This is a genomic window from Streptomyces sp. NPDC021749, from assembly GCF_040640655.1.
In the GTDB taxonomy this organism is placed as follows: Bacteria; Actinomycetota; Actinomycetes; order Streptomycetales; family Streptomycetaceae; genus Streptomyces.
The window spans coordinates 20495-35376 of the sequence record NZ_JBFACE010000016.1 but is presented as its reverse complement, the minus strand read 5'-3'; the positions used below and the strand labels follow the sequence as shown (position 1 = coordinate 35376).

The following is a 14882-nucleotide window of genomic DNA, read 5'->3' as shown; positions in this document are numbered from 1 at the left end:
GCCCACTGATGTCCAGGGCGAGTTTCCGGAGACCGGTTCAGCACCGTGATACCGATCTTCTCCCTCCGGGAAGTCGCGTCCCCCGTCGTGCCGGAGGATCCCCTCGTTTGTTCTTCTCAATGCCCTGCGCCTGCCGAAAGCCCTGCGCCAGTGGCGCACACCGATGCTTCCCTCTTCGTCGGCGATCCATGCCTCGAACCCTGGATCGCTTCAGCGTCGCGTCCCGAGAATTGCGCGCCGCGTCCGGTTCGTCAAGGCCCCCCACCTCTGCGAGATCGTCACATGGGAGCACGTCCGGGCAACGAAGATCACCATACTCTGCCTCCGGCCGGAGGCAACGCAGCCCGGGCGAGCACGCCGAAGGGCGACCACCCGTATGGGTGATCGCCCTTCGCTGGGTGTCCGTTACACCTCAGGTGACACGGACGTGAGTCGGAGACTCAGTGGGTCACTTGACCTCGACGGAGGCACCGGCGCCCTTGAGGGCCTCGGCGGCCTTGTCGGCGGCGTCCTTGGCGACCTTCTCGAGGACCGGCTTCGGGGTGCCGTCGACGAGGTCCTTGGCCTCCTTCAGGCCCAGGGAGGTCAGCTCACGCACGACCTTGATGACCTGGATCTTCTTGTCGCCGGCACCGGTGAGGATGACGTCGAACTCGTCCTTCTCCTCCTCGGCGGCGGCGGCCGGGGCACCCGGGGCACCGGCGGCGACGACGGCGGCCGGGGCGGCAGCGGTGACGTCGAACTTCTCCTCGAACGCCTTCACGAACTCGGAGAGCTCGATGAGGGTCATCTCCTCGAACTGCGCGAGCAGGTCTTCCTGGCTGAGCTTCGCCATGATGGGCGGTCCTTCCACTAATTCGGCTGGTGCCGGATGTACATGTGAGGCGGGCGTACGTTCGGGCCCGCTGTGGCCTCCCGGCCTAGGCGTACCTGGGCGCGGGCTGCCAATGTGCGAGCCGAATTACTCGGCACCGCCCTGCTCGGCCTGCTTGGCGCGAAGCGCTTCCGCGGTGCGGACGAACTTCGACGGCAGCGCCTGGAAGAGCGCGGCAGCCTGGGACTGCTTGCCCTTCATGGCACCGGCCAGCTTGCTGAGCAGAACCTCGCGGGACTCAAGGTCCGCAAGCTTCTTGATCTCGTCGGCGGACAGCGCCTTGCCTTCAAGGACACCGCCCTTGATGACGAGAGCGGGGTTGTCCTTGGCGAAGTCACGAAGACCCTTCGCCGCCTCGACCGGGTCACCGGTCACAAAGGCGACAGCCGTCGAGCCACTGAGGTGCTCGTCCAGCTGAATCCCGGCCTCATTGGCCGCGATCTTGGTCAGCGTGTTCTTCACCACACGGTACTGAGCGTTCTCGCCGAGAGAACGACGCAGCTCCTTGAGCTGCGCCACAGTCAGTCCGGTGTAAGAGGTCACAACAGCTGCGTTGGAGTCACGCAGCTTCTGCGTGATTTCCTCAACGGCTGCGATCTTGTCGGACGTCGCCATGAGCCTCGGCCTCCTTCCGGGTGATGAGGACCGCGCAGAAGGGGCTGGGCAAAACAAACGCCCCGGCGCAGGCGCACGGGGCGAGAACTCAACCAGGCTGACGCCCGGGAGCTTTCTTCCTCAGTCACCTGCGCAGGTCGTCCGCAGCTAGCGGATCCTTCGGCCTCCACACGCCCGGGTTCGGACGCGCAGCGACAACCAGCGGTCTTTGGCTTCCCGCATACGGTACGGGAGCGGCCTGCGTCAGGCAAATCGGCCGACAGGGGGCGCCGGCCGCGCCCCCTGCCCGCCGTTCAACGGCTCACTTACGGCTTGCCGACCTTGTCGAAGTCCACCGTCTCACCGGCCGGCGGCGTCTGGTCGGGGACCTTGGTGCCGTAGTTCGAGTAGAAGACCGTGGAGTCGTACGGGACCTTCCCTCCGACCAGGTGCTCACGCTTCTTGACCAGCAGGTTGTCCGGGCCGATCCACAGGTCGATGGTCTCCTGGCCCGCACCGGACGTCTTGAGCTGCTGCTCCAGCGCCTTCATGTCCGTCTCGCTGACGTTCTTCGACTGCATGCGGGTCAGCTCGGAGATCGAGAGGGTGCCGGTGTAGTGGGTGGCCTGGACGCCGCGGACGTCCTCCTTGCCGGCCTCCTTGACCTTGCCGGAGGCGATCAGCAGCTCCATCGACCGGGTCGGGTTGTTGTTGTTCATCTGGTCCTTGATCAGGGCACCGGTCGGGCCCATCCGCTTGGCCAGGGCGTCGTAGTCGTACTTGATCCAGGACTTGCCGCCCACCGGCGTGCCCGTCTTCATGTACATCGCGTCGGACGTGTACACCGCCTTGTTGGACTTGCCGGCCAGCATCCCCGCGGACTGCGTGATGTCGAGGTTCATCCGCATGCCCTGGGACCAGTCCATCGCACCCTTCATCGACTGGGTGGAGGTGGCGTTCTTGAGCGTGCCGTCGACCGCGGCGGACTTCTTGTCGCCGGTCTGCTTCGCGGCCGTCTTGAGCGACGCCAGCGCCACCTGGAGGGGGGACTGGCCGGAACCCGATCCCCCGTCGCTGCCGCCGCTGCCGCCGGCGTTGTCGCTCTTGCCGCCGTTACAGGCCGTCAGGCCCGCCATCATGACAACTCCCGCCACCACGGCGGCCATACGCGTGCTGCGCACTGGGCTCCCCCTTGATATTTCCCTTAGTGGGTTGTGGGAGGACTTTAGACCAGACGGGTGACACGGCATGCGTCAGGCCCCGCCCTCCGTGCGGAGAGCGGGGCCTGAGGTGTTACGCGCGCTGTGAGGCGTCGATCAGGGAGATCAGACGGCCTCGTCCTCGACGAGGAGGTTGCGGGTGCGGTTGCTGTCCACCGGGATGCCGGGGCCCATCGTGGTGGTGATGGTGGTCTTCTTGATGTACCGGCCCTTGGCGGCGGACGGCTTGAGACGGGTGATCTCCTCAAGCGCCGCGGCGTAGTTCTCCACCAGCTTGGTCTCGTCGAAGGAGACCTTGCCGATGATGAAGTGGAGGTTCGCGTGCTTGTCCACGCGGAACTCGATCTTGCCGCCCTTGATGTCGGTGACGGCCTTGGCGACGTCCGGGGTGACCGTGCCGGTCTTCGGGTTCGGCATCAGACCACGGGGACCGAGCACGCGGCCGAGGCGGCCGACCTTGCCCATCAGGTCCGGGGTGGCGACGACGGCGTCGAAGTCCAGACGGCCCTTGGAGACCTCGTCGATCAGTTCGTCCGAGCCGACGATGTCGGCGCCGGCGGCTTCCGCGGCCGCAGCACGGTCACCGGTCGCGAAGACCAGGACCCGGGCGGTCTTACCGGTGCCGTGCGGGAGGTTCACGGTGCCACGGACCATCTGGTCGGCCTTGCGCGGGTCGACGCCCAGACGCATGGCGACCTCGACGGTCGCGTCGAACTTGACGGACGCGGTGTCCTTGGCGAGACGGACGGCCTCAAGCGGGGCGTACAGACGCTCCCGGTCGATCTTCGCGTCCGCGTTGCGAAGAGTCTTGCTGCGCTTCACTTCTGCTCCTGATGCAGTGGGATGGAGTCGTGGTCCGGACCAGCGCCTGGTCCTGCCACGGGGGTGCCAAAGGGGGCTGGGATCAGCCCTCGACCGTGATGCCCATGGAACGGGCGGTGCCGGCGATGATCTTCTCGGCGGCGTCCAGGTCGTTGGCGTTCAGGTCGGGCATCTTGGTGGTGGCGATGTCACGGACCTGGTCGCGGGTGATCTTGGCGACCTTGGTCTTGTGCGGCTCGCCGGAGCCCTTCTCCACGCCCGCGGCCTTCAGGATGAGCTTCGCGGCCGGGGGGGTCTTGGTGACGAAGGTGAAGGAACGGTCCTCGTAGACCGTGATCTCCACCGGCACGACCATGCCACGCTGCGACTCGGTCGCGGCGTTGTAGGCCTTGCAGAACTCCATGATGTTGACGCCGTGCTGACCCAGCGCGGGGCCGACCGGCGGGGCCGGGTTCGCGGCACCGGCCTGGATCTGGAGCTTGATGAGCCCCGTGACCTTCTTCTTCTTGGGAGGCATGCTCTCTCCGGGTCCTAGTGAGAGGTGTTTCGCCGACCCATCCGGTCATCCGGATGGAGGCATACCGCACAACGATAACGGGTATGGTCGCGCGGCCAAAAACCGACAGGTCAGACAGGCTGGCGCCCGTCTGACCTGGCCGGTGGCTGGTGGTCCGGGAGGCCGTACGGCCCGCCCGGATCAGGGGGACTCGATCAGTTCTTCTGGATCTGGTCGAAGGACAGCTCGACCGGGGTCTCCCGGCCGAAGATCTCGACCAGGCCCTTGACCTTCTTCGAGTCGGCGTTGATCTCGTTGATCGTCGCCTGCAGCGTCGCGAACGGACCGTCGGTGACCGTGACGGAGTCGCCCACCTCGAAGTCCAGGACCTGGACCTCGACCTTGCGGGACGGCGCCGGCTTGCCCTCGGCCGCGGCGGCCTCCTTGGCGGCCTTCTCCTCGGCCTCCGGGGCGAGCATCTTGACGATCTCGTCCAGCGTCAGCGGGTAGGGGTCGTAGGCGTTGCCGACGAAGCCGGTGACGCCCGGGGTGTTGCGGACGACGCCCCAGGACTCGTTCGTCAGGTCCATGCGCACGAGCACGTAGCCCGGGAGCTTGTTCTGGCGGACGGTACGGCGGTCGCCGTTCTTGATCTGGACGACCTCTTCCTGCGGCACCTCGGCCTGGAAGATGTAGTCCTCGACGTTCAGCGAGACGGCGCGCTGTTCGAGGTTGGTCTTCACGCGGTTCTCGTAGCCCGCGTAGGTGTGGATGACGTACCACTCACCGGGCAGACCGCGCAGTTCGTCGCGGAGGGCGGCCACCGGGTCGACCGGCTCCTGCTCCTCGGCGGCCTCGTCCTCGGGGACCTCGGCGGTGGCCTCGGCGTCCTCCTCGACGTGCACCGCGGCCTCTTCGGCGGGCTCGCCGGCGGCGGCTTCCTCGGCGTCGAGCTCGTCGACGGTGTCGGCACCCTCGACGATCTCCTGCGCGGTGTCCTCGCCCTCGACCTCGGCCGAGGCAGCCGCGTCAACGTCGGCCGCTGCCGTCTCGGCGGATTCGGCGGCGTCGTTCAGGTTCGGGTCAGACACGGTGGCTGCTTCTTCCTGGCTTCAAGGGGTTGAACATGCGAAATGGCGCCCGCGCAGGCGCCCTCCGCGGGATCAGCCGAAGACGTACCCGACGACTCGGTTGATTCCCAAGTCAATCACGGTTACGAGACCGATGATGATGACAACGAAGACGATCACCACACTGGTGTACGTCGACAGCTGGCTGCGCGTGGGCCAGACGACCTTGCGGAGCTCTGCGATGACCTGGCGGTAGAAAAGCGCGAGACGCGCGAAGGGACCCTTCTTGCCGCGCTTGCCGCCGCGCCGGGGCTTCTTCTGGGACTCGGCGGCCTCATCCTCGGAGCGACCGCGCTCAGGCATGTCGATGGAGCCCAGGGCGTCCGTCACTCGTCCTCACCTGAATCCGGGTCGTGGCCGTGCCGCGCCCTGCCCTGCCGCACGGCGGTGCAATTCATACGTACACGTGCACGCACTGCGGTGAGAGTGCGTGTAGCAGGGCCGGAGGGACTTGAACCCCCAACCGCTGGTTTTGGAGACCAGTGCTCTACCAATTGAGCTACGACCCTTTGTGGTTCCCCAACCTACCGCATGCGGACGACTGCACTAAGTGCGTTCGCCGCGCCTGCCTGTTGAGGGCCAACGGTCAGCGAGTGTACGTGCTTCCGGGCCGGGCGTCGAACACGATCCGTCCGGGTGGTGCCCGCAAACCCGCGTACCGGGCCCGGCGGAGGTCTGCAACGATGCATGTATGAGCGCTGCGAACCCTTCCGTTTCGTCCCCTACCGACCGCCGGGTGTCGGCCCGCGTCGGTTCGATCTCCGAGTCGGCGACCCTCGCCGTCGACGCCAAGGCGAAGGCCCTCAAGGCCGCCGGGCGCCCGGTGATCGGCTTCGGCGCCGGTGAGCCCGACTTCCCCACGCCCGACTACATCGTCGAGGCGGCCGTGGAGGCCTGCCGCAACCCGAAGTACCACCGCTACACCCCGGCCGGCGGCCTCCCCGAGCTGAAGTCCGCGATCGTCGCGAAGACGCTGCGCGACTCGGGCTACGAGATCGAGGCGGCGAACGTGCTGGTGACGAACGGCGGGAAGCAGGCGATCTACGAGGCGTTCGCGGCGATCCTCGACCCGGGCGACGAGGTCATCGTGCCCGCTCCGTACTGGACCACCTACCCGGAGTCCATCCGGCTGGCGGGCGGGGTGCCGGTCGACGTGGTCGCGGACGAGACCACCGGCTACCGCGTGACCGTGGAGCAGCTGGAGGCGGCGCGTACGGAGCGCACGAAGGTGCTGCTGTTCGTCTCGCCGTCGAACCCGACCGGTGCGGTCTACACCCGCGAGCAGGTCGAGGCGGTCGGCCGCTGGGCCGCGGAGCACGGGCTGTGGGTGCTCACCGACGAGATCTACGAGCACCTGGTCTACGGCGACGCGCAGTTCGTGTCGCTGCCGGTGGTCGTGCCCGAGCTGCGCGACAAGTGCATCATCGTCAACGGCGTGGCCAAGACGTACGCGATGACCGGCTGGCGGGTGGGCTGGGCGATCGGCCCCAAGGATGTCGTCAAGGCCGCGACGAACCTCCAGTCGCACGCCACCTCCAACGTCTCCAACGTCGCGCAGGCGGCGGCCATCGCGGCCGTCTCGGGCGATCTGACGGCCGTCGAGGAGATGAAGGTCGCCTTCGACCGGCGCCGCAAGACGATCGTGCGGATGCTCAACGAGATCGACGGGGTGCTGTGCCCGGAGCCCGAGGGCGCGTTCTACGCGTACCCGTCGGTGAAGGAGCTGCTGGGCAAGGAGATCCGCGGCAAGCGGCCGCAGAGCAGCGTGGAGCTGGCCGAGCTGATCCTGGAGGAGGCGGAGGTCGCCGTCGTCCCGGGTGAGGCCTTCGGCACCCCCGGTTACCTGCGGCTTTCGTACGCGCTCGGGGACGAGGACCTGGTCGAGGGCGTGTCCCGGATCCAGAAGCTGCTGGCGGAGGCCAAGTAGGGAGACCGGGTACCCATTCCGGTAGGTGAAGCGGGCGGTCGGACGCGTTCCGGCCGCCCGCTCGCGCGTTCTTCCGGACACCCCGTCGGGAAAGGGCCTACCGGCGCGCCGCCCCGATACGGCAAGATCCTCCAATGGAGCACTCTTCAGCGGGACACCCCCCGAACCCCCCGTGCACCCGTGCCCGTGACGGGGTCGCCGTCCGAGACCTGCGCCGGCTGCCGAAGGCCCATCTGCACCTGCACTTCACCGGTTCGATGCGGTCCGCGACCCTGCTGGACCTCGCCGACAAGTACGGCGTCCATCTGCCCGAGGCCCTGCGCAGCGGTGAGCCGCCCCGGCTGCGTGCCACGGACGAGCGGGGCTGGTTCCGCTTCCAGCGGCTGTACGACATCGCGCGCTCGTGCCTGCGCGCGCCCGAGGACATCCAGCGGCTGGTGCACGAGGCCGCCGAGGAGGACGTCCGGGACGGCTCGCGCTGGCTGGAGATCCAGGTCGACCCCACCTCGTACGCGCCCCGGCTGGGCGGGCTGATCCCGGCCCTGGAGATCATCCTGGACGCGGTGCACACCGCCTCCCGGGACACCGGCCTCGGTATCCGCGTGCTGATCGCGGCGAACCGCATGAAGCACCCGCTGGACGCCCGGACGCTGGCGCGGCTCGCGGTGCGCTACGCGGACCGGGGCGTGATCGGTTTCGGGCTCTCCAACGACGAACGCCGGGGTTTCGCGCGGGACTTCGACCGGGCCTTCGCGATCGCCCGGGAGGGCGGTCTGCTGGCGGCGCCGCACGGCGGTGAACTGTCCGGGCCGGCCAGCGTCCGGGACTGCCTGGACGATCTGCACGCCGCCCGGGTGGGGCACGGCGTACGGGCCGCGGAGGATCCCGCGCTGCTGCGCCGGCTGGCCGAGCGCCAGGTGACCTGCGAGGTGTGCCCGGCCTCCAACGTGGCGCTGGGGGTCTACGACAAGCCCGAGGACGTACCGCTGCGGACGCTGTTCGACGCCGGGGTGCCGATGGCGCTGGGCGCGGACGACCCGCTGCTGTTCGGCTCGCGGCTGGCCGCGCAGTACGAGCTCGCCCGCACCACGCACGGCTTCAGCGACGCCGAGCTGGCCGAGCTGGCCCGGCAGTCCGTCCGCGGCTCGCGCGCCCCCGAGGACGAGCAGCGGCGGCTGCTGGCGGAGATCGACGCCTGGCTGGCCGCGTAGGCGCCCAGCGCCGTCGTAGGGCCGCAGCCGGCCGCCGTAGCCCCAGCGGCCCGTCGCGGCGCCTGGAGGCCCGTCTAGAGGCTGACGCCGACCGTCACGGGTTCGTTGACGAGGGTGATGCCGAAGGCCGCGTGGACGCCGTCCCGGACCTCGCGGGCCAGGGCGAGCAGGTCCTCGGTGGTGGCCCCGCCGCGGTTGGTGAGCGCGAGGGTGTGCTTGGTCGAGATGCGGGCCGGGCCGGTGCCGTAGCCCTTGGTGAAGCCGGCGCGGTCGATGAGCCAGGCCGCGGAGGTCTTCACCAGGCCGTCGCCGGCGGGGAAGGCGGGCGGGGCGGTGTCGGGGCCGAGGCGGTCCCGGACGCGCTCCAGGAAGGCGGCGTGCTCGGCCTCGGTGAGGATCGGGTTGGTGAAGAACGACCCGGCCGACCAGGTGTCGTGGTCCTCGGGGTCCAGCACCATGCCCTTGCCGGCGCGCAGCGCCAGGACGGTCTTGCGGGCGATGTCCAGCGGGACCCGGTCGCCGACCTCGACGCCGAGGGCACGGGCGGTCTCGGCGTACTTCAGGGGCGCGGAGAGGCCGCCGGCGTCCTCCAGGGCGAAGCGGACCCGCAGGACCACGAAGCGGTCGGGGTGCTGCTTGAAGCGGCTGTCGCGGTAGGCGAAGCCGCACTCCTCGTTGGTGAGGGTGACGGTCTCGCCGGCCCGGCGGTCGTAGGCGACGACCTCGGTGATCGTGGTGGCGACCTCCTGGCCGTACGCGCCGACGTTCTGGACCGGGGTGGCACCGGCCGAGCCGGGGATGCCGGCCAGGCATTCGACGCCGGCCAGTCCGGCCTCGACGGTGCGGGCGACGGCGTCGGACCAGTTCTCACCCGCGGCGAGGGTGAGGGCGGTGCCGTCCAGCTCGAAGCCGGTGGTGGCGAGGCGCAGGGCCGTGCCGTCGAAGCCCTTGTCGCTGATGACGAGGTTGCTGCCGCCGCCGATGATCAGCAGTGGCGTGCCGGCGTCGTCGGCCGCGCGGACGGCGGCGATCACCTCGTCGTCGGTGGTGGCCGTGACGAGGCGGTTCGCCGGTCCGCCGAGCCGGAAGGTGGTCAGCGGGGCGAGCGGGGCGTTTGCTTCTCCGTGGCGTTCCTGCACGCGCACAAGGGTACGGGGGCGGTCGGACAACCCTGTCCGGCCGCCCCCGGCTCCGTCGTCGGCGGTGCTCAGGCCAGGCGGACGACCGCGCGGGACATGCCCAGCACCTTCTGGCCCGCGCTCATCGCGGTGAGGTCGACCCGGACCGTGCGGGCGTCGTCGTCGAGCTTGGCCGCGACCTTGGCGCTGACCTCGATCAGCGCGCCCTGGTCGTCGTTGGGGACGATCACGGGCTTCGTGAAGCGCACGCCGTATTCGGCGACCGCGCCGGGGTCGCCGGCCCAGTCGGTGACCACCCGGATCGCCTCGGCCATGGTGAACATGCCGTGGGCGATGACGTCGGGCAGGCCGACCTCCTTGGCGAACTTCTCGTTCCAGTGGATCGGGTTGAAGTCGCCGGAGGCGCCCGCGTAGCGGACGAGTGTGGCGCGGTCCACGGGGAAGGTCTGCGCCGGGAGTTCGGTGCCGACCTCGACGTCGTCGTAAGAGATCTTCGCGGTCATCTCAGGCCTCCTCGGCGCGACGGGCCACCAGCTTGGTGAAGGCGGTCACGACGTGTGCGCCCGCCTCGTCGTGCACCTCGCCGCGGATGTCGATGATGTCGTTGCCCGCCATGGTCTTGATCGCCTCGATGGTGGAGGTGACGGCCAGCCGGTCACCGCTGCGCACCGGCCGGGTGTAGGCGAACTTCTGGTCGCCGTGCACCACCCGGCTGTAATCCAGGCCCAGTTGCGGGTCCTCGATAACCTGCCCCGCGGCCTTGAAAGTGATCGCGAACACAAAAGTCGGCGGTGCGATCACATCGGGATACCCGAGCGCCTTGGCGGCATCCGCGTCGGTGTAGGCGGGGTTGGGGTCCCCGATCGCCTCGGCGAATTCGCGGATCTTTTCCCGGCCGACCTCGTAGGGGTCGGTGGGCGGGTACGTGCGTCCGACAAAAGACTGGTCGAGCGCCATGGGCTCGCAACCTCCGTGTACTGATGGTGCTAACGCCGTGAGGCCGCCCCCAGGAATGGGGACGGCCTCACGGACGAGCCTGTGTTATCGCGTCTCGCGGTGCGCGGTGTGCGAGTTGCAGCGCGGGCAGTGCTTCTTCATCTCAAGACGGTCCGGGTCGTTGCGCCGGTTCTTCTTGGTGATGTAGTTCCGCTCCTTGCACTCCACGCAGGCCAGCGTGATCTTCGGGCGGACGTCGGTGGCAGCCACGTGAGTGCTCCTTGACGGACGGATGGACGGATGAACGCAGAAAAGAGTAGCCGATCGAAGGACCGACCCCACAATCGGCTACTGTCAGTAGCGGTGACCGGACTTGAACCGGTGACACAGCGATTATGAGCCGCTTGCTCTACCGACTGAGCTACACCGCTGCGATGCGAGTGGTCCCCGCCCGAAGGCGGGTACCTCACACATCAGAGCCCCAATACGGAATCGAACCGTAGACCTTCTCCTTACCATGGAGACGCTCTGCCGACTGAGCTATTGGGGCGAGCGATGAAGACATTACACGGCCCGCCGCCAAACGTGAAATCCGTATCCGCTCCGCGCCCCAACGGCCCCGCGCACCACACCGGTACGACTATTTCGCGCCTGCTCGAAGCTCCCCCGGCGGCGCCCTACGCTCGGGGCAACGCTGCGTGATCTTGCACGCCCGTGGCTTCGAGGAGCGCGATGTCCGACAGCAGTTCGCCGCAGCCGCACCCCCAGCCGGGAAAGCCCGGCGGACCCGGCCGGTACACCAGGTCGGACGGTGGCGCGCTGGTCCTGTGCGGTGCCCGGCTCGCCGACGGCCGCACCGTGGACGTACGGCTCGGCGGCGGACGCATCGAGGCCGTGGGAACGGCCGGCAGCCTCGCTCCCCAGGGGGCCCGCGTCGACCTGGCCGGCTATCTGCTGCTGCCCGCCCCCGCCGAACCGCACGCGCACTGCGACACCGCCCTGACGGCGGACTCCGACGGCCCGGCCTCCGGCTCCCCCGAGGACGTCCAACGGCGCACCACGGAGGCCGCGCTGCTCCAGCTGGGACACGGGGCCACCGCGTCCCGGAGCCACGTCAGGATCGGCGACGTACAGGGGCTGCGCTCGCTGGAGGCGGTGCTGCAGGCCCGCCGGTCGCTGCGCGGGCTGGCGGACCTGGCGGCGGTGGCGGTGCCACGGGTGCTGACCGGGCTCGCCGGGGCCGACGGGCTGGCGATGCTCCGGGACGCCGTCAAGATGGGCGCGTCGGTGATCGGCGGCTGCCCGGACCTGGACCCTGATCCGGCCGGGTACGTCGAGACGGTCCTGGAACTGGCCGGGGAGCACGGCTGCCCGGTGGACCTGCACACGGACGGTGACGACCCGGCCCGGCTGGCCCGGTTCGCGGCGATGTCCGGCGGGCTGCGGTCCGGGGTGGCGCTGGGCCCGTGCGCCGGGATGGCCCGGATGCCGCGCACCGTGGCCTCGCGGGTCGCCGAGCAGCTGGCGGCCGCCGATGTTGCGGTGGTCTGCCTGCCGCAGGGCGACTGCACCGGCCTGGAGCGGTACGGCTCGCGGGTGTCGCGGCCGGCGCCGGTGCGGCTGCTGCGGGCGGCCGGGGTGCGGGTGGCGGCCGGCAGCGGGGCGCTGCGGGACGTGGCGAACCCGGTGGGGCGCGGGGACCCGTTGGAGGCCGCGTACCTCCTGGCGTCCCTCGGGGAGGCCACGCCGGAGGCGGCGTACGAGACGGTGAGTTCGGCGGCGCGGACGACCCTCGGGCTGCCCGAGGTGCGGGTCGAGGCGGGCTTCCCGGCGGAGTTGCTGGCGGTGCGCGGCGAGCGGATCGCGGGGGTGCTCTCGTTGGCGTACAGCCGGATCGTGATCCACCGGGGGCGGGTGGTGGCCCGTACGAGTGCGGTGCGCGAGTACTGCGACTCGGCGGCCGAGGTGGCGCTGGAGCTTCCCCGGCAGTCGCAGCGCTGACGCCGGGCCGGCCGGGCCCGGTGAGAAGGCGGTGAGAAGCGTTCGTTCCCCCGGCCGGTCCCCCGCGCCGCGGCGGCCCTTCGGCGTACGGTCGGCACCATGCGCATTGTCATCGCAGGTGGACATGGTCAGATCGCGCTGCGGCTGGAGCGGCTGCTCGCCAAGCGCGGGGACGAGGTCGCGGGCATCATCCGCCGGCCGGAGCAGGCCGGCGATCTGCTGGCCGCGGGCGCCGAACCGGTGGTCTGCGACCTGGAGTCGGCGTCGGTCGAGGATGTCGCCCGGCACCTGGAAGGCGCCGACGCGGCCGTCTTCGCGGCCGGTGCGGGGCCGGGCAGCGGCGCCGACCGCAAGGACACGGTGGACCGCGGCGCGGCGTTGCTCTTCGCGGACGCGGCCGAGGCGGCGGGCGTGCGCCGCTTCCTGGTCATCTCGTCGATGGGCGCCGACCGCGAGCCCCCGGAGGGCACCGACCCGGTCTTCGCCGCGTACCTGCGGGCCAAGGGCGCCGCGGACGCCGACGTACGGTCCCGGGCCGGTCTGGACTGGACGATCCTGCGCCCGGGCCGCCTGACCGACGACCCCGGCACCGGCCTGGTCACCCTGGCCGACGCCACCGGGCGCGGCGAGATCACCCGCGACGACGTGGCGGCCACCTTGGTGGAACTCCTCGACGAGCCCCGCACCGTCGGCCGCACCCTGGAGCTGATCGGCGGCGATGTGCCGGTGGCGGAGGCGGTGGGGACGGTGGCGGCGCACTGAATGGGGGCGGCGCACTGAGGGGCGGCGGGGGCGCCCGCAAGAGCTCCCCGAGCACGAGAAAACCCCTCCACTGCTGAGTCGCAGTGGAGGGGTTTCCTCACTGTGGCGGCGCCAGGATTCGAACCTGGGAAGGCTGAGCCGGCAGATTTACAGTCTGCTCCCTTTGGCCGCTCGGGCACACCGCCGGGGTTCGCTGCCGGGAGAGCCGCTTTTCGGCGGTGCTCCGTGGCAACGACGTAAACCATACCCGATGGCTGGGGGTGGTTCGCCACTCGATTCGCGAGCGCTGGATCTTGGTGGGGTGGCTAGGCTTGGCAAGCGGTCCGGGGACGGTCCGCAGCCCCTGATGGATCTACGCACGAGGAGCCAACTCAACATGGCCGACTCCAGTTTCGACATCGTCTCGAAGGTAGAGCGGCAGGAGGTCGACAACGCCCTCAACCAGGCCGCCAAGGAGATCTCGACGCGCTACGACTTCAAGGGCGTCGGCGCCTCGATCGCATGGTCGGGCGAGAAGATCGAGATGCGGGCCAACGCCGAGGAGCGGGTCAAGGCCGTGCTCGACATCTTCCAGTCCAAGCTGGTCAAGCGCGGGATTTCGCTGAAGGCGCTGGACGCCGGTGAGCCGCAGCCCTCGGGCAAGGAGTACAAGATCTTCGCCTCCATCGAGGAGGGGATCTCGCAGGAGAACGCCAAGAAGGTCGCCAAGATCATCCGCGACGAGGGCCCGAAGGGCGTCAAGGCGCAGGTGCAGGGCGACGAGCTGCGGGTCAGCTCGAAGAGCCGGGACGACCTGCAGGCGGTGCAGCAGCTGCTGAAGGGCAAGGACCTGGACTTCGCCATCCAGTTCGTGAACTACCGGTAGCCGGTAGGCACGGCTTCGGCTTGCGGGATGGGGCGGCACGCCATGGGTGTGCCGCCCCACCGCGTTCCGGGCCGCCTCCGTGGCGGCTTCGACCGCTCTTGACCTCAAGTCCGGTTGAGATTGCAGGCTCCCTGCATGACTTCTCAGGAGAGCGCGCAGAGCGGCAACAGCCTGGTCACCGGTCCCCGCGCGGGTTGGCGCACCGATGTGTTTCCGCAGGTCAGGCGGGACGACGCGGGGACCGTCCTGATCAGCGAGTGGGACGCCGGGAGCCCGGAGGGGCAGCGGGCCGTCCTGGACGGTGTGGCCCGGGCGTGGCAGGAGACGCCGCTGCCGGCGGGCTTCCTGTCGCGGGTGCTGTTCGCGGGGACGGACGGGCGCAGCGTGCTCGATTACGCGCAGTGGACGAGCGATGCGGCGCACGACGAGTTCCTGCGCGGCGAGGGCACCGGGCTGCGGGAGCGGATCGCGGACGTGCTGGCCTCCGTGGGTGACGTCGGAACCCCCGTCCCCGCCCGCTACCGGCTCCACCGCAGCCTGCTGCCCCAGGGCGAGCCTGCGGCCCCGGGCTGCATCGTGCGCGTCGCCTTCCGTACGTCGGGGCACGATGCGGCCCGGGAGCTGGTCGACGGGCTGCTGGACCTGATCGGCGGCGTCCAGCCCGGCGAGGGCGGGATCGCCTCGCACTTCCACATCGGCGAGGACGGCACCCGGGTCGTCAACTACAGCGAGTGGACGACCGCCGAGGCCCACGAGCGGGAGATCGCCGGGAGCCTGCAGCGCGGCGGGCCGGTGATGGCCTTCATCGGGGGCCTGGACGGGGTGGAACCGCTCGGCTTCCGGAGGTACGTGGGGCCGCGGGGGCTGGTGCGGGAATGACCACCGGACCCGGGGCGCGCCCGCAG

The 14882-nt window shown here is 69.9% G+C and carries 17 protein-coding genes and 4 tRNA genes; 6 read left to right on the top strand and 15 right to left on the bottom strand.

Annotated features, from left to right (window positions below):
• Positions 1-448: 448 nt before the first annotated feature.
• The 8 genes from rplL to AB0G35_RS17855 form a co-directional block, all read right to left on the bottom strand.
• On the bottom strand, positions 449-835 hold the full coding sequence (gene rplL, locus AB0G35_RS17890) for a 50S ribosomal protein L7/L12 (RefSeq protein WP_261957042.1): 387 nt from the start codon (positions 833-835) through the stop codon (positions 449-451).
• A 126-nt stretch (positions 836-961) separates the two neighbouring features.
• Positions 962-1489 (bottom strand): 50S ribosomal protein L10, encoded by a 528-nt coding sequence (gene rplJ, locus AB0G35_RS17885; protein ID WP_261957041.1) that lies wholly within the window; start codon positions 1487-1489, stop codon positions 962-964.
• A 305-nt stretch (positions 1490-1794) separates the two neighbouring features.
• Complete coding sequence (locus tag AB0G35_RS17880) at positions 1795-2649, bottom strand: hypothetical protein (protein ID WP_360949681.1); 855 nt, start codon at positions 2647-2649, stop codon at positions 1795-1797.
• A gap of 144 nt (positions 2650-2793) precedes the next feature.
• Positions 2794-3510, bottom strand: coding sequence for a 50S ribosomal protein L1 (gene rplA / locus AB0G35_RS17875; protein ID WP_030413000.1), 717 nt, complete (start codon positions 3508-3510; stop codon positions 2794-2796).
• An 82-nt stretch (positions 3511-3592) separates the two neighbouring features.
• Positions 3593-4027, bottom strand: coding sequence for a 50S ribosomal protein L11 (rplK, locus tag AB0G35_RS17870; protein ID WP_030412999.1), 435 nt, complete (start codon positions 4025-4027; stop codon positions 3593-3595).
• A gap of 194 nt (positions 4028-4221) precedes the next feature.
• Positions 4222-5097, bottom strand: coding sequence for a transcription termination/antitermination protein NusG (gene nusG / locus AB0G35_RS17865; protein ID WP_360949677.1), 876 nt, complete (start codon positions 5095-5097; stop codon positions 4222-4224).
• A 72-nt stretch (positions 5098-5169) separates the two neighbouring features.
• A complete protein-coding gene (gene secE, locus AB0G35_RS17860) occupies positions 5170-5466 on the bottom strand; it encodes a preprotein translocase subunit SecE (protein WP_030412997.1) in 297 nt (98 codons plus the stop codon).
• A gap of 106 nt (positions 5467-5572) precedes the next feature.
• Positions 5573-5645 (bottom strand) — tRNA-Trp (locus AB0G35_RS17855).
• Positions 5646-5827: 182 nt separating this feature from the next.
• Between AB0G35_RS17855 and AB0G35_RS17850 the strand changes: the two genes are divergently transcribed.
• Both AB0G35_RS17850 and AB0G35_RS17845 read left to right on the top strand, forming a co-directional pair.
• A complete protein-coding gene (locus AB0G35_RS17850) occupies positions 5828-7063 on the top strand; it encodes a pyridoxal phosphate-dependent aminotransferase (protein WP_360949674.1) in 1236 nt (411 codons plus the stop codon).
• 134 nt (positions 7064-7197) lie between these two features.
• The gene (locus AB0G35_RS17845) at positions 7198-8274 is read left to right on the top strand and encodes an adenosine deaminase (RefSeq protein WP_360949671.1); all 1077 of its coding nucleotides are present in this window, start codon (positions 7198-7200) and stop codon (positions 8272-8274) included.
• Positions 8275-8348: 74 nt separating this feature from the next.
• Here AB0G35_RS17845 and AB0G35_RS17840 read toward each other — a convergent pair whose 3' ends face one another.
• The 6 genes from AB0G35_RS17840 to AB0G35_RS17815 all read right to left on the bottom strand — a co-directional run bounded on the left by AB0G35_RS17840 (position 8349) and on the right by AB0G35_RS17815 (position 10899).
• Positions 8349-9413, bottom strand: a complete 1065-nt coding sequence (locus tag AB0G35_RS17840) for a UDP-N-acetylmuramate dehydrogenase (RefSeq protein WP_360949668.1) — start codon at positions 9411-9413, stop codon at positions 8349-8351.
• A gap of 68 nt (positions 9414-9481) precedes the next feature.
• Positions 9482-9916, bottom strand: a complete 435-nt coding sequence (locus tag AB0G35_RS17835; protein ID WP_360949665.1) for a MaoC family dehydratase — start codon at positions 9914-9916, stop codon at positions 9482-9484.
• Between the two features lies 1 nt (position 9917).
• A complete protein-coding gene (locus AB0G35_RS17830; protein WP_360949662.1) occupies positions 9918-10370 on the bottom strand; it encodes a MaoC family dehydratase N-terminal domain-containing protein in 453 nt (150 codons plus the stop codon).
• A gap of 84 nt (positions 10371-10454) precedes the next feature.
• Positions 10455-10619: a 50S ribosomal protein L33 gene (gene rpmG / locus AB0G35_RS17825; protein WP_006604855.1), complete on the bottom strand. Its 165-nt coding sequence runs from the start codon at positions 10617-10619 to the stop codon at positions 10455-10457.
• A gap of 88 nt (positions 10620-10707) precedes the next feature.
• A tRNA-Met gene (locus AB0G35_RS17820) sits at positions 10708-10780 on the bottom strand.
• A 46-nt stretch (positions 10781-10826) separates the two neighbouring features.
• A tRNA-Thr gene (locus AB0G35_RS17815) sits at positions 10827-10899 on the bottom strand.
• Positions 10900-11081: 182 nt separating this feature from the next.
• On the opposite strand from AB0G35_RS17815, the gene AB0G35_RS17810 reads away from it, so the two are divergent.
• The gene (locus tag AB0G35_RS17810; RefSeq protein WP_360949658.1) at positions 11082-12350 is read left to right on the top strand and encodes an amidohydrolase family protein; all 1269 of its coding nucleotides are present in this window, start codon (positions 11082-11084) and stop codon (positions 12348-12350) included.
• A gap of 99 nt (positions 12351-12449) precedes the next feature.
• Entirely contained in the window at positions 12450-13112 is a 663-nt protein-coding gene (locus tag AB0G35_RS17805; protein ID WP_360949655.1) for an SDR family oxidoreductase, read from the top strand.
• Between the two features lie 103 nt (positions 13113-13215).
• Here AB0G35_RS17805 and AB0G35_RS17800 read toward each other — a convergent pair.
• Positions 13216-13297: transfer RNA gene (locus AB0G35_RS17800), tRNA-Tyr, on the bottom strand.
• 191 nt (positions 13298-13488) lie between these two features.
• Between AB0G35_RS17800 and AB0G35_RS17795 the strand changes: the two genes are divergently transcribed.
• Both AB0G35_RS17795 and AB0G35_RS17790 read left to right on the top strand, forming a co-directional pair.
• Complete coding sequence (locus AB0G35_RS17795) at positions 13489-13977, top strand: YajQ family cyclic di-GMP-binding protein (protein WP_360949652.1); 489 nt, start codon at positions 13489-13491, stop codon at positions 13975-13977.
• 135 nt (positions 13978-14112) lie between these two features.
• Positions 14113-14856, top strand: coding sequence for an antibiotic biosynthesis monooxygenase (locus tag AB0G35_RS17790; protein WP_360949649.1), 744 nt, complete (start codon positions 14113-14115; stop codon positions 14854-14856).
• Positions 14857-14882: the final 26 nt, after the last annotated feature.

Excerpts from the sequence above, each read along its gene's own strand:
- rplK (WP_030412999.1), bottom strand. The coding sequence starts at position 4,027 with ATGCCTCCCAAGAAGAAGAAGGTCACGGGGCTCATCAAGCTCCAGATC.
- rplL (WP_261957042.1), bottom strand. The coding sequence starts at position 835 with ATGGCGAAGCTCAGCCAGGAAGACCTGCTCGCGCAGTTCGAGGAGATG.
- AB0G35_RS17835 (WP_360949665.1), bottom strand. The coding sequence starts at position 9,916 with ATGACCGCGAAGATCTCTTACGACGACGTCGAGGTCGGCACCGAACTC.
- AB0G35_RS17845 (WP_360949671.1), top strand. The coding sequence starts at position 7,198 with ATGGAGCACTCTTCAGCGGGACACCCCCCGAACCCCCCGTGCACCCGT.
- AB0G35_RS17830 (WP_360949662.1), bottom strand. The coding sequence starts at position 10,370 with ATGGCGCTCGACCAGTCTTTTGTCGGACGCACGTACCCGCCCACCGAC.
- AB0G35_RS17805 (WP_360949655.1), top strand. The coding sequence starts at position 12,450 with ATGCGCATTGTCATCGCAGGTGGACATGGTCAGATCGCGCTGCGGCTG.
- AB0G35_RS17850 (WP_360949674.1), top strand. The coding sequence starts at position 5,828 with ATGAGCGCTGCGAACCCTTCCGTTTCGTCCCCTACCGACCGCCGGGTG.
- AB0G35_RS17795 (WP_360949652.1), top strand. The coding sequence starts at position 13,489 with ATGGCCGACTCCAGTTTCGACATCGTCTCGAAGGTAGAGCGGCAGGAG.
- rplJ (WP_261957041.1), bottom strand. The coding sequence starts at position 1,489 with ATGGCGACGTCCGACAAGATCGCAGCCGTTGAGGAAATCACGCAGAAG.
- AB0G35_RS17810 (WP_360949658.1), top strand. The coding sequence starts at position 11,082 with ATGTCCGACAGCAGTTCGCCGCAGCCGCACCCCCAGCCGGGAAAGCCC.
- AB0G35_RS17790 (WP_360949649.1), top strand. The coding sequence starts at position 14,113 with ATGACTTCTCAGGAGAGCGCGCAGAGCGGCAACAGCCTGGTCACCGGT.